Origin of the sequence: Streptomyces gossypii (assembly GCF_025165795.1) — a bacterium.
GTDB classification, from domain to species: domain Bacteria; phylum Actinomycetota; class Actinomycetes; order Streptomycetales; family Streptomycetaceae; genus Streptomyces; species Streptomyces gossypii.
Genome location: NZ_JAJAGO010000014.1, coordinates 102787 through 117513, shown reverse-complemented (window position 1 = coordinate 117513; position 14727 = coordinate 102787). Strand labels below are relative to the sequence as shown.

Sequence of the window (14727 nt, the reverse complement as noted above, 5' to 3'; positions counted from 1 at the left end):
CGGCCCCGCCGCGGATCACCGCTGGGCGGACAGGGCTGTGATCACCGTCCCGACCTCCTCGACGAGTCTGTCCCTGGGGCGCCGCCGGCACATCAGCCCGGCGGCTCGAATCGCCTTCGCCCGGAGTCGAGACGGTGATCCGACTCTGGTCGAAGGACACATCAGCCCCCGGTCTGACTCACCGGCCGTACGGTTTCGCGACAATGGCCAGGTGAATACAGACGTCGCGCCACGGCTCGGGGGGTGGCAGCAGACCTGGCGGCTGGCGGCAGCCACGGCAGTGAGCCTGCCGGTCTGGCTCTCCGCCGGTGTGCTGCTGTCGCGGGAGCAGGCGACCGGGACGGGCCCCTGGTTTCTCATTGGTGATCCGCTGGTGGCTCTCGGCTGCCTGGCGGCGCTGCTGTGGCGGAGGCGGTTCCCGCTCGCCGTCGCCATGACGGTGGCGATCGCGTCGACGGCGTCGGCACTCGCCACCGGAGCCGCGCTCGTGGCAATGGGCTCGCTCTCCACCCGTCGTCGTCCGGTGGAGATCGGGGTCGTGGTGGTGGCCTACGTGACCGCGTCACAGTTCGCTGCCGGGTTCTACCCGGTCCAGAGCCCGCCCGGCACGTTGTGGTTCCAGCTCGCGGTCCCGGGGCTGACCGCGGGCATCGCGGTGGCCGTGGGCATGGCCATCGGCGCGCGGCGGGTCGAAGTGCGGTCCCTGCGGGACCGGGCGGAGAGCGCGGAGCGGGAACAGAGCGCACGAGCGGCGCAGGCACGTGCCCTGGAACGCAACCGGATCGCCCGCGAGATGCACGACGTGCTCGCGCACCGGATCTCTCTGGTCGCCATGCAGGCCGGAGTGCTGTGCCACCGCAGCGACCTCGCAGCAGAGGAAAACCGCGTGCTCGTCCGCGGCATCGCCGACGGCTCCCACCAGGCCCTGGAAGAACTACGGGATGTCCTCGCTGTGCTCCGGGCCGACCCGGGCCGCCCGGAACCACCACAACCCTCCCTCGACCACATCCCCGAACTGGTGGCCGACGCCCGCACATCCGGACTGGACGTAACGCTCACCACCACGGTGACGGGAAAACCGTCCGACGTCGTCGGACGAACCTGCTACCGGATCGTCCAAGAAGGACTGACCAACGCCGCCAAACACGCCCCAGGCGCACACCTACACATCACCCTCGAAGGAACAGCGGGCGACACACTCACCGTCAGCCTCCACAATTCCCCAGCCACCAAAAAAACCGCAAAACCACCGGCATCGGGATTCGGCCTGCTCGGCCTCACCGAGAGAATCGATCTCGCCGGCGGAACACTCGATCACCATCCGACCCCCGAGAACGGATACATCCTCACCGCACAACTACCCTGGCCGAACCACGGCCAGGAAAAGAGAACTTGAGTGGACAGCGAGCGGGAGCCGGTGCGCATCGTCATCGTCGACGACGACCAGCTGGTGCGAATGGCGCTGCGACTCGTCATCGACGGCGAACCGGACCTGACCGTCGTCGCGGAAGCGGCCGACGGGAACGCCGCGATCACCGTGGTGGACGAGCAGCGGCCTGACGTCGTACTGATGGACGTGCGCATGCCCGGCCGTGACGGTCTCAGCACAACCCGGGAACTCCTCACCCGGCCCGCGCCGCCCCGGGTGCTCATGCTGACCACATTCGACTCCGACGATCTGGTCCTCGGCGCACTGCGCGCCGGAGCCCTCGGGTTCGTCCTCAAAGACACCCCACCGCCGCAGATTCTCGACGCGGTGCGGACCGTCGCGGACGGCAACCCCGTGCTGTCTCCAGCGGCCACGGCACGGGTGATCGCCGCAGCCACCGGCCCGCGGTCCTCTCACGCTCGCGACCCGTCCCGCCAAGCCGCACGGAAACGGCTGTCCACACTGACCGAACGAGAACTCGAAACCGCTCAGGCCATCGCGGACGGACTGGGCAACCCGGAGATCGCCCAGCTGCTGCGCATCAGCATCGCGACCGTCAAGGCGCACACAGGCAACCTGTTCGCCAAGCTGGCGGTCGAGAACCGGGTGCAGATCGCACTCCTGGTCCGCGACGCAGAGGTATGACCAGCGTGGCGCAGAGGCTGCCGCGCTGCCCCGAGGGGCGCGTCATGGAGCCGTCCTGGACAGCCCGTTCACCGGGCTGGGCACGCGTCAGTTCCGCAAGCTGATCACTGCGCTACGCCGCGAAGACCACCTGCGCCGATGGCTCCGCAAACGCGGCATCCGCCACCGCATCGCCCATGTGCTTGCCCCACAGCCATTTCCGCAGGTGAGGAACATCGTACGCCTTGTCGGCGTGCAGGTGCCGGGGCTTGCCGTGACGGCGGTCGCATCGTCGGCGGGCCCCAGACGCACGGCGGCCAGGAGCGCGACCCTGGAGGTGCGGCCCACTTCGGGGCTTGAGGAACATCCATGTCAGATCGTGCGCCAAGCCCCCGTCGCACCTGGTGGCTGGCTGACGGAGCGTCAGCAGCACATGTGATCTGCATGTCCTGGCACAGATGATGCAGATCGGCCGAGCTGGTGGCCTCCGGCCCCGCTCGATCGGGGTGCGATCGACACCGGCCGCGTCGGCCACCGGATCGGCCCGCCGCTCGCGCACCGCGCGCAGGTCCAGATGATCCTGGAACAGTTGCCGGGTCACCTTGCGCATCCGCGCCGCGAGCAGGTCCTCCAGCCCTGAATGCGTCAACGCGGCGGCGTCCGGAGACGTCAGATCCGTGGCGACCTGCTCGAACAGGCCCAGGGCGGCGCTCGCCAGCCCGACTCCCGTCCGTCCACCCGGAACAGCCCTGGCGCGGTCTCGGCCAGGATCCCCCGCTCCACCAGGCGCTTCAACTTCGGGCGCATGCCCTCCACGTGACGGGCTCTCCAACTTCAGCTCCACACACGTCCTTGCACCGCCAGGCCAACCCCTGCTTCACCGTCTCCCGCGTGATCTGCAGCCGGGACAGTTCGGCTTCCGCCTGGGACACCGCTTCGCAAAGCTCTGCGATCTTTGCGAATCACCCCGACGAGGCACCCTCACAAGATCTGCACCAATTCGGGCGGATCATTCCGTGCGGCTGAGTCCTCGGAAATGACTGGCGCGCGGGGCTCGTCAGTGGCCCTTACGGTGTGGCCAGGGCTTCGGTCGGGGGAAGCTGGGCGGCACGGAACGCGGGGTAGAGGCCCGCCAGGGCGCCGATCACCAGAGTCGAGGCGACTCCGCCCGCCATCGCCCAGACGGGGACGACCACGGGCCAGCCCTGGGAGAGGGCGTACGCGGTTGTCACGCCGACGCCGAGGAGGACGCCGCCGATCCCGCCGAGGCCGGCGAGTATCTGGGACTCGGCCAGGAACTGGGTGCGGATGTGTCCGCGGCGGGCGCCCAGTGCGCGACGCAGACCGATCTCGACGCGGCGTTCGAGGACGGAGATGACCATGGTGTTGGCCACGCCGACACCGCCGACCAGCAGAGCGACCCCGCCCAGGCCGAGCATGAGGCCGGTGAACGCCTGGTCGGTGGCGCTCTTGGCGGCGAGTGCGTCCGAGGGGCGGGAGACCTTGACCTCGGTCGGCTTCTCCGGGCTGGCGGTCGCGGCGAGGATGTCGCGTACGTCGGCGACGGCGGAGTCGGCGGTACGGGTGTAGATCATGGTGGGGTGGCCGTCGAAGCCCAGGAGTCTTTCCGCGATGTCCCAGCCGACCAATGCGGCGGAGTCCAGCTCGGGTGCGAGCGGTACCGGAGCGAGGACGCCGGTCACCGAGAACCAGTGGCCGCCCAGATAGACCTTGGTGCCGGGTGTGATGGCGCCGATACCGAGCCGGTCGGCCGCGCCCGATCCCAGCACGACGGCCGGGTAGGCGGAGGTGGCGTCGTTGAGCCATCTGCCGCGGGCCGGCTGCCCGGTGACCGCGTCCAGAAGGTCGAGGCGGGCAGCCTTGACGTTGATACTGCCGGTCTCGATCTCGGGGACCCGGTCGTTGCGGTAGACCTTCGCGGTCGTATCGCCGGTGGCGGTCGCCGACTGGACGGGGCGGATGCGCTTCACCGCATCGACGGAGGTCTTGGGCAGCTTGGCCTCGCCTCCGGTGAAGGTCTGCCCCGGCGATGCGGTGAGCAGGTTCGTGCCCAGCCGGTCGAGAGTGTGCTGCAGTTCGGCGTGGCTGGATGTGGAGATACCGACGACACCGATCATGGCAGCGATGCCGATGGCGATGCCGAGTGCGGAGAGGAACACCCGCATCGGGCGGGCGCGCAGGCCACCGGCACCGGTGCGTACGACGTCGCGGGGGCTCAGACGGCCGGTCTTCAGCATGCCTGTGCCACGCTTTCGGTGGCCGTGTCCCGGACGATCCGGCCGTCGCGTACATGCACCTGACGCGGGAGGGACGCGGCGATCTCGCGGTCGTGGGTGATGACGATGACGGTGGTGCCGCCGGCGTGCAGCTCGTGCAGCAGGTTCATCACGGTGTCGCCCGACCTGGAGTCGAGCGCGCCGGTGGGTTCATCGGCGAGCAGCAGGATCGGATTGCCGACAAGCGCGCGGGCGATAGCCACCCGCTGCTTCTCGCCGCCGGACAATTGGTGCGGGCGGTGGTAGACGCGGTGGCCCAGGCCGACCCGCTTCAGTGCGGTGCGGGCCGCCCGGCGGCGCTCGGTGAGAGGTATGCCGCAGTACAGGAGTCCCTCGGCGACGTTGTCGACGGCTGGTACCCCGGCGGTCAGGTGGAACTGCTGGAAGACGAATCCGATACTGATGGCGCGTAGCGCGGACAGCTCGCGGTCGTTGAGTTCGAAGACGTCATGGCCGCCGACGAGGACCCTGCCCCGGCTCGGTCGGTCCAGCGTGCCGATCATGTTGAGCATCGTTGATTTGCCGGACCCGGAAGGGCCCGCGATGGCGACGAATTCGCCGTGGTCGATATACAGGGACACGTCATCGAGCGCGGTGACGCCACCGGGGTAGGCACGGGTGACGTGATCGAGGCGGACGACGGGAGTATCGGGCCGCGTCACTTCGGCACCCCCACCTTGTCGCCCTGCTCAAGTCCTTCACCGGTGATCTCGACACGGCCGCGTGCGAACAGACCGGTCTTCACCGCGACAACGCGGGGACGGTCGTTGTCCACGACCTCGACGCCGTAGCCTCCCTCAGCGAGGGCGAGCAGGGCCGATATGGGCACGGTCAGTACGCCCTTCTTCGCGACCGAGGTGATACCCACGTCGACGGGAGCACCGTCGTACGTGCCGAGTCTGTCGCGGTCCTTCCGGTCGACCCCGACGGTCACCTTGATCACGGACTTGCTGTCACCGTCGCCCTGGTCATCCCCGCTGCCCTCGCGGGTGGCGACCGTGCCGACGCTGGTGATCGTGCCGGTGACACGGGCCGCGTCGGGCAGCGTGACGGTGACTTTGTCGTTCTTGTGTACGAGCTTCTGCTTCTTGGTATCGAGGTCGATGCTGATCTGCCGCTCGGTGCCGGTGTACTGCATCACGGTGGCGCCGGGCTGCAGGGTCTGGCCGGGCTGAGCCTCGAGGCTGACCACGCGCACTTTTCCCCGGGCGACGACCGCATCACCGGCGTCGAGGGTGCCGGTCTCCTTCAGGCCGAGATGCTTCTGCCAGCGCTTGAGTGCCTGAGCGGTCTTGAAGGTGTACTCGTCGTCGACGGTGAAGCCGACGTAGCCGAGTCGGGACAGGCTGGACTCGAGCTGCCGCACATCGGGTCCCTCGACTCCGGGCTTCAGCTCACGGAAGAGAGGAGTGCCGCCGTACAGCAGCGGCACCTTACGGCCGTCGACATTCAGCACGGGCTCGCCGATGCTGATCGTGGCCCCCGGGCGCGGCAGCCAGGTCACCGTGCCGGCGGCCCCGCCCGGCAGGGGCTTGGCGTCGCCGTAGCCGAGGGTTCCGGGGACGGATTCCTGCTGGGCGAGGTCGGTCCTGGTGACAACGGCGGTGGCCGGCGGCAGATCGCTGCGCCTACTCTCCGTCTCCCGCTCCCCGCCGAAGCCGACGGTGGCACCACCGGCGGCCAGCACGACCAGGATGGCGACGACAGCCAAGGTGCGCCCCCGGCGGCGCGGGCGGGGAGGCCCCTCGCCGCTCAACTCCTCGGCACCCATCACTTCTGGTTCGCCGGGTTGAGGTCGCGGCACTTCTCGCTGGCCGCCTTGAGCTTGTCAAGGTCCCCCATGTCCCCCTGGCCGACATCCAAGCCGCCGGTCTCAGGGTCGGGGTCCGGGGCGTCGTAGCCATTCTTACGCAGGCACTGCACGTACTTGCGGCTGTTCTCCAGTTCACCGGCGGTGGGCTTCTGGTTCCGGCCATCCGCCACGGTGGGCGCATAGTCCTTGCATGCCTTGAGCGCGGCCTCGACCTCCTCTTCGGAGGCCGTCTGCTCGGGTACGTCTTCGCCCACCTTGCCGCTCAACGGGGCCACACCGCGCTCGGCCAGGCATGCCTTGTACTTCTTGGCCTTCTCCTCGCCGCTGAGCTTCTTCCCGCTGCTCTGCTTGTCGCCGCCGGCCGAGGCGACCGAGTCCTCGTTGCCACTGTCGCTCCCGCCGCAGGCCATGAGGGCGAGGCTCAGCAGTGCTACAGCTGCCGACAGGCGCCGATTCCCACGCATAGTGTCCTTTCCGCTCCGGGGCTCTCCCGGTGCGGGGCCAACTAGACGGGCAGCGGGGTATCCGCCGCGTAACCGATTCTGGTTACGCCCCGGTTATGCCGTCCCTGCGAGCCTGTGGGCCGGACAGTTGTACGACGGGGGGCAAGGATCGTCATGCGTGTACTTGTTGTGGATGACGAGCGGATGCTCGCCGACGCCGTGGCCGAGGGCCTGCGGGACGAGGCGTTCGCCGTCGATGTCGTCCGGCGACCGCGAGATCCGCGACCGCTCCACGGTCGACCTCGCCCACATCGCCGGTCACGTCGCGGAACTGCGGCTCGGGGAGGCGAATGACGTCGGCATACAGCTGCGGCTCTCCCCCGGGCCGGCCCTGACGAGCGGTGACCCTGTGATGCTGGAGCGGATCGTGCACAACCTGCTGGAGAACGCCATCAGCTACAACAATCCGGGCGGCTGGGTGTCCATGACGACAGCGGCCGAACCCGACGGAACGGCAGTCCTGGCTGTCACCAACACAGGCCCCACCGTGCCCGGTTACGACATGGAAGCGATTTTCCAGCCCTTCCGCCGGCTACAGGCCGACTGGGTCGACTCCGAACGAGGCTCGGGCCTCGGCCTCGCGATCGTCCGCAACATGGCCCGCGCGCACGGCGGCGATGTGACCGCTGTTCCACGCGAAGGAGGAGGCCTGGTGGTCACTGTGTGGCTGCCGCCCGATGCAGCCACACAGTGACCACCAGAGCAACGTCAGGTTGCCCCGGCCGCTCTTCACGCCCTGCGGTGAATCCGTCAGAGGCCGCTGTCGCTGATGAGTCACGGGTGATCGTTGCACGCTCGCACATGGAGCGTGGAGGGGCACCCGCGCACAAGGCACAGCGAAACAGACAGCACATGCGCGGGGCCCCGCTCGAGGGTTCCGAACGGGGCCTGAAGCAAGATCGCTGACGTGTTGGTCACGCGGTTGGTCACGATGACCTGCGATCCAGTAGGAACCTGCAGGTCAGAGACCTCTTTAGGTGGTGTCCGAGGGGGGACTTGAACCCCCACGCCCGATAAAGGGCACTAGCACCTCAAGCTAGCGCGTCTGCCATTCCGCCACCCGGACAGGTGTTGTCTCACGGCGCTTGCCGTGGCGACGAGAACCACCATATCAAGACTTCGGAGTGGTTCTCACCTGCATAAAAGGTGGGTGAACGTGTGGTGCCGCGGTGTGTGTGAGCGGACACGCGGTGTGAGGGGCGCGGCGGGCGAAGGGTCGGCGTTCCCCTCGCCCGCCGCCGGTGTCGCCGCGGCCCCCCTCGGGCCACGGCGACGTCTCGGTGGCGGCGCGCTGCAGTGCGGGGGCTGGGTCGCCCGCGGGCACGGCGCCGCCGGTCAGCAGCCGGGGGCGCGGAGCGAGCGCAGGTGCCTGCTGGAGCGGCGTGCGGTGCTCAGGGATCCGGCGGGGTTGGTCTCCGGGTCGGGGGCGCCGTCGTGTTCGACCAGCCAGTGGTGGCGGCGGCGCTGGCCGGGGACCTTGCCGACCTCGTGGAGGAAGCGGCGGTAGTCGATGTCGCCGTCGCCGACGTCCACCATGCGGTAACCGTCGGTGGCGGATTCGTCGTGCTCGCCGTCCTTCACGTGGAAGAGCGGGAAGCGGTCCGGTGCGGCAGTTACGTAGTCGAGGGGCTCGAAGGGTGCCGGAGTGCCGTCGGGGCGGGTGCTGAACCGGTACTGGGCGACGAACGCCCAGTAGATGTCCAGCTCCAGGAACACCAGCTCGGGGTCGGTTTCGGCGAGCAGCACGTCGTAGAGGCGTACGTCCGGCTGGTCCTCGGCGAAGCCGAACTCCTCGGCGTGGTTGTGCTGGTAGAACTTGATCCCGCGCGCACGGGCGGCGGCGCCGTAGGTGTTGAACTCCTCGGCAGCGCGCTTCCAGGCGTCGACAGTGTTGCCGTACCTGTTGGGACTGGCGGGTGTGCCGACGTGCGGCAGCCCCATCGCCTGCGCGTCGTCCAGCACCTTTTCCAGCTGGGTGGCGAAGGTGTACGCGCCGGGGTCGCCGCCGTCGGCGTGGTAGCCGACGTGGCTGCCGATACCGCGGAGGCCGTTGTCACGCAGGAGCCGGCGCAGCTGCCGCAGGCTGATGTCGCCGGTGCCCTGGGTGTATCCGGCGAACTCGACCTCTTCGTAGCGGTAGCGGGCCAGTTCCTCGAAGACGCGGGCGAAGCCGATGGACTGCACCTGGTCGCGCAGGGTGTAGAGCTGGATGCCGAGCCGTCCGGGCGGCAGGACGGGGCGCCCGCGCCCGCCGTGCCCGGCTTCGGCTGCCGTGGCCGGTGCGGCGGTGGCGCCCAGCAGCGCGGCGGCGGTGGTCCCGGCCGCGACGCCGAGGAAGCCGCGACGGCGCAGCCTGCGGTCGAGTTCGGGATCCTGTGTCATGAGATCTCATCTCCTTGGGGCGGGTGGTGCGGTGGCGGGTGAGGGTCGGCGTTCCCCGCACCCGCCACCGCGCCGCCGGCGGCCCCCTCGGGCCGTCGGCGACAAGTGGGGGGATCCGGCCCGGGTGGGGGCCGGACCGGACCCCCGGGGTGGTGGTCCGGGCTGGATCAGGCGTCGGAGTCGGGGCGTGATCAGAGGACGGGATCAGGGGACGGGATACGGGGGACGGGATCAGGGCGCGGGAGGCGTCAGGTCCTTGAGCTGGACGTCGCGGAACGAGACCTCGTCCGCGTCCCCGTGGTTCTGCAGGCCGATGTAGCCGTCGGTCAGGCTGCGGGCGGGATCGGTGTTCGTGTACTCGTTGATCAGTTCGCCGTTGAGCCACACCTGGAGCTGTTCGCCCTCGACCCGGATCTCGTAGGAGTTCCACTCGCCGGGGGGATTGAGCGCGGCGTCGCGGGCCTCGAGATCGGCGGACTGGAAGCCGTAGACGGAGCCGGTGGTCCGGTCCGGGGTGTCGGTGGCGTCGATCTGGATCTCATAGCCGTTGTTCACGGCGCTCCAGGGGTCGTCGGAGGCCGGGAAGCCCACGAAGACGCCGGAGTTGTCGTCGCCTGCCATCCGCCAGTCGAGCTTCAGGGAGTACGAGGACAGTTCTCTGGCCTCGTACCAGAGCATGCCCATGCCGCCGGTCGAGGTGATCGTGCCGTCCTCTTCGCTGAGTTCGAACGACCCCGGTCCTGCCTGGGACCAGCCCTCCAGTGAGGTGCCGTCGAAGATCGGTGTGTACTCCGGTTCCTCGCCGTCCTCCCCTGGTGCGCACTCGGCGGCGACGGCGCCGGTGGCGTACTGGATGCCGCCGAGCAGGTGCTGCTGGTACTCGGGCTCGGTGAACGACTCGTTGGTGTGCCCCAGCCCGGTGTAGAACGACCGGCCGCCTTCGAAGTCCTGGCACCAGGTGATGGGGTGGTCGCCCATGTTGCCGCCGGTGTAGGTGCCTTCGTCCAGGGTGGCCAGTACCCGGGTCTTCTCGCGCGGGTTGGACTTGTAGTTGTAGAGCTCGTCCTCGCGCTGCCAGGTGTCGCCCAGATGGGCGGTCGCCGGGTGGTCGTGGTCCTCCACGTTCACCGTGACGCCCTGGATCTCCGGGTGCGAGTCGAACCACGCACCGGTCAGTTCGCCGTACCACGGCCAGTCGTACTCCGTGTCGGCAGCCGCGTGGACGCCGACATAGCCGCCACCGCTCCGGATGTACTCCTGGAACGCGGTCTGCTGGGTGTCGTTGAGCACGTCGCCGGTTGTCGACAGCCATACGACCGCGTCGTAGCGCTCCAGGTTCTCCGGGGTGAACCGGGAGGCGTCCTCTGTCGCGTCGACCTTGAAGCCGTTCTGCTTGCCCATCCGCTCGATGGCGGCGATTCCGTCCGGGATGGAGCCGTGGCGGTAGCCCGCGGTCTTGGAGAAGACCAGTACGTTCTCGCCTTTCATCGGCTTCTTCTCGCCGTGCGGGCGGTCGTCCTGTGCGGCGTACCCGGAGGGGATCGCGGACGAGCCGAGGAGCAGGGCACCCGCGAGAATTGCCAGGCGTGCGGTGCGCTTCATGCGTTCCTCCCTATCGCTCTGATCTCTGCGTCTCTGATCTGTGCGCCTCTTGCCTGCGCCTCTGACCTCGGGGGCTACTGGGAGGCTTCGATGCGGTAGAGGGCGGAGTTCTCGTCGCCGCCGAAGTAACCGGTGCCGTAGTCGAGTACGTAGAGGGCGCCGTCCGGGCCGAACTCCATGTCCATCACCTGGGTGCCCGTCCAGGGGAAGTCGTTGATGGACTGCACGTTGCCCCTGCGGTCCTGCTCGATGCGCTTGATCCAGCCGCGCGCGAACTCACCGGCGAAGTTGTCGCCGTCGAACGCCTTCGGGAACTTGACGGACGAGTCGAGCTTCTTGTCGTAGCGGTAGACCGGGCCGCCCATCGGGGATTCGGCGCCGTCGCCGAACTCCGGTACGGAGGGGCCGTCGTAGGCGATCCAGGCGGGCTTGGCCGAGGGCAGCCACTTGCGGCCGGTGTTGTGCGGCGACTTGTTGACCGGGCGCGCGCAGTTGAACTTCTCACCGGAGGTGCCGTCGGCGAAGTCGTAGTCGGTGTAGGCGTCGTTCTTGCCGGTGCAGTACGGCCAGCCGTAGTTCCCGGCCTCGGTGATGCGGTTGAACTCGACCTGTCCGCCGGGTCCCCGGGCGGGATCGGCAGCGGCGGCGTCGGGGCCGTAGTCACCGACGTAGACGGTGTCGGTCTTCTTGTCCACCGACATCCGGAAGGGGTTGCGGAAGCCCATCGCGTAGATCTCCGGGCGGGCCTTCTTGCTGTGCCGGTGGAAGAGGTTGCCCCTGGGGATGTCGTAGGTGCCGTCCGCGTCGACGTCGATGCGGAGGATCTTCCCGCGCAGGTCGTTGGTGTTCGCCGACGAACGCTGGGCGTCGAAGGCGGGGTTGCGGTCGGCGCGCTCGTCGATCGGGGTGTACGCGTCCGACTGGAAGGGGTTGGTGTCGTCCCCGGTGGAGAGCAGCAGGTTGCCGCGGGAGTCGAAGGCGATGTCACCGCCGACGTGGCAGCAGAGACCGCGGTTGGCGGGGACGTCGAGGATCTGCTTCTCGCTGCCGAGGTCGAGCTTTCCGTCCTTGCCCAGGACGAACCGGGACAGGCGGTTGAGGCCGTCGAAGGGCTCCCAGTCGGCCGGCTTCCCGGTCTCGGTGACGTCACCCTCCGGAGTGTCCAGCGGGGGCGCGTAATAGAAGTAGACGAAGCGGTTCTTGACGAAACCGGGGTCGATGCCGACGCCCTGGAGTCCCTCTTCGTCGTGGGTGTAGACCGGGATCTCGCCCGCTACGGAGGTGTTGCCGGCGGCGTCGGTCAGGCGGACCGTGCCGTCCCTGGAGGTGTGCAGTACGGAGCGGTCCGGCAGCACGTCCAGGGTCATCGGCTCGCCCATCTCGGGCTCGCCCTTCGCCATGGTGACCTGGGTGAAGTCGACCGCCGAGGCTGCGTCGGCGGGGGTGCCGGGTGACGGTGCGGCCTGGGTGGGAGGAACCCCGACCGCGAGACCTCCGACCAGCACACCGCTGGCGAGAACAGCTACTCGGGTGCGGAGCCTGTGGGTTTTCCTGTGCACGCTTGTCCTCCTGGGACGTAACGGTGGTTGACGACATGCCGTCGACCGTCGTGCCTGGAACAGGCGCGCGCCGCCGCGCCGGGGTGGCCCCCCGAAGCGGGCCGGGATGTGTACGGGCACGGAGAACGAGGGGGAAGATCATGGCCCGTACACATCAAGAACCGTAGCTAGCTTCGTTGAATTCGAAAACCCCTTTCACAAAATCCGGGTCGGCTTCATCCATTGACTGGACGAAGTCGCGCCTGACTCCCTGCCCTGGCCGCCGGTCAGGCGTCCTCCGCCCCGCCGAAAGCGGCGTCGAAGGAGGTGGAGGGAGGTTCGTAGTCGTACGCCTTCAGGCGCCGCAGCGCCTCCGGCGCGCCCTGGAGCCGGTCCATCCCGGCGTCCTCCCACTCCACCGAGACGGGGCCGTCGTAGCCGATGGAGTGCAGCATCCGGAAGACGTCCTCCCAGGCGACGTCGCCGTGACCGGCCGAGACGAAGTCCCAGCCACGGCGCGGGTCGCCCCAGGGCAGATGGGAACCCAGCCTGCCGTTCCGCCCGTCCAGGCGGCGGCGGGCCTCCTTGCAGTCGACGTGGTAGATCCGGTCCCGGTAGTCGTAGAGGAAGCCCGCGGGATCGAGGTCCTGCCAGACGAAGTGGCTGGGGTCGAAGTTCAGCCCGAACGCGGGCCGCCGGCCGACCGCCTCCAGCGCGCGCTGGGTCGTCCAGTAGTCGTACGCGATCTCGCTGGGGTGGACCTCGTGCGCGAAGCGCACGCCCTCCGCGTCGAAGACGTCGAGGATCGGGTTCCAGCGATCGGCGAAGTCCTCGTAGCCACGCTCGATCATGTGCGGGGGTACGGGCGGGAACATGGCGACCAGGTGCCAGATGGAGGACCCGGTGAAGCCCACCACCGTACGCACCCCGAACGCCGCCGCCGCCCGTGCCGTGTCGGCCATCTCGGCCGCCGCACGCTGACGTACGCCCTCCGGGTCGCCGTCACCCCAGATCCGGGCGGGCAGGATCGCCTGGTGCCGTTCGTCGATCGGGTTGTCGCACACCGCCTGTCCGACCAGGTGGTTGGAGATGGCCCAGCAGCGCAGCCCGTACCTCTCCAGCAGCCGGTGCCTGCTCTCCAGATAGTCCGGCTCGTTCAGCGCGCGGTCGACCTCGAAGTGGTCGCCCCAGCAAGCGAGTTCGAGCCCGTCATAGCCGAAGTCGCGGGCGTGGCGGCAGACCTCCTCCAGTGGCAGGTCCGCCCACTGCCCCGTGAAGAGCGTGAAGGATCGCGGCATCGTGCACTCCTAGTTCAGGCCGGTGAGCCCGGGATGGGGGTGTAGACGGAGTTCTTCTCGGCGCTCTCCTCGACTGCGGCGAGCACCCGCTGGACCCGCAGGCCGTCCTCGAAGTCCGGCTGGGGGCCTTTCCCTTCGGCGACCGCGTGCACCAGATCGCGCGCCTGGTGCACGAAGGTGTGCTCGTAGCCGAGCCCGTGGCCCGGCGGCCACCACGCCTCCAGGTAGGGGTGGGCGGACTCGGTGACCTGAATGCGGCGGAAGCCCGCCTCGGCCGGGTCCTGCGTGTTGTCGTAGAAGTTCAGCTCGTTGAGCCGCTCCAGATCGAAGGTCAGCGAGCCGAGCGTCCCGTTCAGCTCCACGCACAGCGCGTTCTTGCGGCCCGCCGCGACGCGGCTGACCTCGAAGGAGGCCATCGCACCCGAGGCGAGGCGGCCGTGGAAGACCGCCGCGTCGTCGACCGTGACCGGGCCCCTCGCCCCGCTCGGGGCGTCGTTGCGCGCCCCGGCCCGGACGCCGGACTGGCCGTCCAGCAGCGGGCGTTCGCCGACGAAGGTGACCGACTGCGCGGACACCCCGGCCAGCGGCTCGCCCGCCAGATGCTGGGCGAGGTCGACGGCGTGGGCGCCGAGGTCGCCCAGCGCGCCCGAACCGGCCGTCTCCTTGCGCAGCCGCCAGGTGAGCGGGAAGTCCGGGTCGACCAGCCAGTCCTGCAGGTAGGTGACCCGGACGTGCCGCAGGGTGCCCAGGCGCCCTTCCGCCACCATGCGGCGGGCCAGCGCGAGCGCGGGTGTACGGCGGTAGTTGAATCCGACCATCGCCAACTGGCCGCGCTCGCGGGCGGCTCGGGCGGCCTCGACCATGGCCTCGGCCTCTTCGACCGAGTTGGCCAGCGGCTTCTCGCAGAGCACATGCTTGCCCGCCGCCAGTGCGGCGATGGCGATCTCGGCGTGGCTGTCGCCGGGTGTGCAGATGTCGACGAGCTGGACGTCGTCGCGCTCGATCAGTGCCCGCCAGTCCGTCTCGGCGGCCGCCCATCCCAGCCTGCCGGCCGCCGCCTTGACCCCCTCCGGATCACGACCGCACACGGCGCTCATGACGGGGCTCAGCGGCAGGTCGAAGACCCTGCCCACGGTGCGCCAGCCCTGCGAGTGGGCGGCGCCCATGAAGGCATAGCCGATCATGCCCACGCCCAGAGCGGGCGCGGAGTTGTCGTACGGCATGTAGCTCCTCCCTGTCGG

At 69.1% G+C, this 14727-nt stretch carries 12 protein-coding genes, 1 tRNA gene and 1 pseudogene; 3 read left to right on the top strand and 11 right to left on the bottom strand.

Features of this window, described 5'->3' with window-relative positions; translation table 11 throughout:
* Window positions 1–211 precede the first annotated feature (211 nt).
* Window positions 212–1396, top strand: a complete 1185-nt coding sequence (locus LHJ74_RS27080) for a sensor histidine kinase (protein ID WP_260220886.1) — start codon at window positions 212–214, stop codon at window positions 1394–1396.
* Window positions 1397–2074 carry a response regulator gene (locus tag LHJ74_RS27075; RefSeq protein WP_260220885.1) on the top strand — a complete coding sequence of 226 codons (678 nt, stop codon included), beginning with the start codon at window positions 1397–1399 and terminating at the stop codon, window positions 2072–2074.
* 112 nt (window positions 2075–2186) lie between these two features.
* On the opposite strand, the gene LHJ74_RS34515 is transcribed toward LHJ74_RS27075, so the two are convergent.
* From LHJ74_RS34515 to LHJ74_RS27050, 5 genes are all read right to left on the bottom strand, one after another.
* Complete coding sequence (locus tag LHJ74_RS34515; protein ID WP_375546848.1) at window positions 2187–2702, bottom strand: hypothetical protein; 516 nt, start codon at window positions 2700–2702, stop codon at window positions 2187–2189.
* Window positions 2703–3120: 418 nt separating this feature from the next.
* On the bottom strand, window positions 3121–4311 hold the full coding sequence (locus LHJ74_RS27065; RefSeq protein WP_260220884.1) for an ABC transporter permease: 1191 nt from the start codon (window positions 4309–4311) through the stop codon (window positions 3121–3123).
* On the bottom strand, window positions 4305–5012 hold the full coding sequence (locus LHJ74_RS27060; RefSeq protein ID WP_260220883.1) for an ABC transporter ATP-binding protein: 708 nt from the start codon (window positions 5010–5012) through the stop codon (window positions 4305–4307). Before LHJ74_RS27060 ends, LHJ74_RS27065 begins: the two co-directional genes overlap by 7 nt.
* Window positions 5009–6154, bottom strand: a complete 1146-nt coding sequence (locus LHJ74_RS27055) for a peptidoglycan-binding protein (protein ID WP_260220882.1) — start codon at window positions 6152–6154, stop codon at window positions 5009–5011. Before LHJ74_RS27055 ends, LHJ74_RS27060 begins: the two co-directional genes overlap by 4 nt.
* Entirely contained in the window at window positions 6121–6573 is a 453-nt protein-coding gene (locus tag LHJ74_RS27050) for a hypothetical protein (RefSeq protein WP_260220881.1), read from the bottom strand. Before LHJ74_RS27050 ends, LHJ74_RS27055 begins: the two co-directional genes overlap by 34 nt.
* Window positions 6574–6862: 289 nt before the next feature.
* Here LHJ74_RS27050 and LHJ74_RS27040 point away from each other — a divergent pair, with 289 nt between their 5' ends.
* On the top strand, window positions 6863–7360 hold the full coding sequence (locus LHJ74_RS27040) for a sensor histidine kinase (protein ID WP_311203357.1): 498 nt from the start codon (window positions 6863–6865) through the stop codon (window positions 7358–7360).
* A 284-nt stretch (window positions 7361–7644) separates the two neighbouring features.
* Here the strand turns inward: LHJ74_RS27040 and LHJ74_RS27035 are convergent.
* The 6 genes and pseudogenes from LHJ74_RS27035 to LHJ74_RS27010 form a co-directional block, all read right to left on the bottom strand.
* Window positions 7645–7732 (bottom strand) — tRNA-Leu (locus tag LHJ74_RS27035).
* Window positions 7733–8001: 269 nt separating this feature from the next.
* Window positions 8002–9048 (bottom strand): sugar phosphate isomerase/epimerase family protein, encoded by a 1047-nt coding sequence (locus LHJ74_RS27030; protein WP_260220879.1) that lies wholly within the window; start codon window positions 9046–9048, stop codon window positions 8002–8004.
* A 231-nt stretch (window positions 9049–9279) separates the two neighbouring features.
* Window positions 9280–10650 carry a ThuA domain-containing protein gene (locus tag LHJ74_RS27025; protein WP_260220878.1) on the bottom strand — a complete coding sequence of 457 codons (1371 nt, stop codon included), beginning with the start codon at window positions 10648–10650 and terminating at the stop codon, window positions 9280–9282.
* Between the two features lie 86 nt (window positions 10651–10736).
* Window positions 10737–12209 (bottom strand): annotated as a pseudogene (locus tag LHJ74_RS27020) (PQQ-dependent sugar dehydrogenase); the annotation flags it as partial.
* Window positions 12210–12475: 266 nt separating this feature from the next.
* Window positions 12476–13486: a sugar phosphate isomerase/epimerase family protein gene (locus tag LHJ74_RS27015; RefSeq protein ID WP_260220877.1), complete on the bottom strand. Its 1011-nt coding sequence runs from the start codon at window positions 13484–13486 to the stop codon at window positions 12476–12478.
* 14 nt (window positions 13487–13500) lie between these two features.
* Window positions 13501–14709, bottom strand: a complete 1209-nt coding sequence (locus tag LHJ74_RS27010; RefSeq protein WP_260220876.1) for a Gfo/Idh/MocA family protein — start codon at window positions 14707–14709, stop codon at window positions 13501–13503.
* Window positions 14710–14727: the final 18 nt, after the last annotated feature.

Coding starts and splice junctions, on each gene's coding strand:
- LHJ74_RS27065 (WP_260220884.1), bottom strand. CDS start 4,311: ATGCTGAAGACCGGCCGTCTGAGCCCCCGCGACGTCGTACGCACCGGT.
- LHJ74_RS27050 (WP_260220881.1), bottom strand. CDS start 6,573: ATGGCCTGCGGCGGGAGCGACAGTGGCAACGAGGACTCGGTCGCCTCG.
- LHJ74_RS27040 (WP_311203357.1), top strand. CDS start 6,863: ATGTCGTCCGGCGACCGCGAGATCCGCGACCGCTCCACGGTCGACCTC.
- LHJ74_RS27030 (WP_260220879.1), bottom strand. CDS start 9,048: ATGACACAGGATCCCGAACTCGACCGCAGGCTGCGCCGTCGCGGCTTC.
- LHJ74_RS27025 (WP_260220878.1), bottom strand. CDS start 10,650: ATGAAGCGCACCGCACGCCTGGCAATTCTCGCGGGTGCCCTGCTCCTC.
- LHJ74_RS27015 (WP_260220877.1), bottom strand. CDS start 13,486: ATGCCGCGATCCTTCACGCTCTTCACGGGGCAGTGGGCGGACCTGCCA.
- LHJ74_RS27010 (WP_260220876.1), bottom strand. CDS start 14,709: ATGCCGTACGACAACTCCGCGCCCGCTCTGGGCGTGGGCATGATCGGC.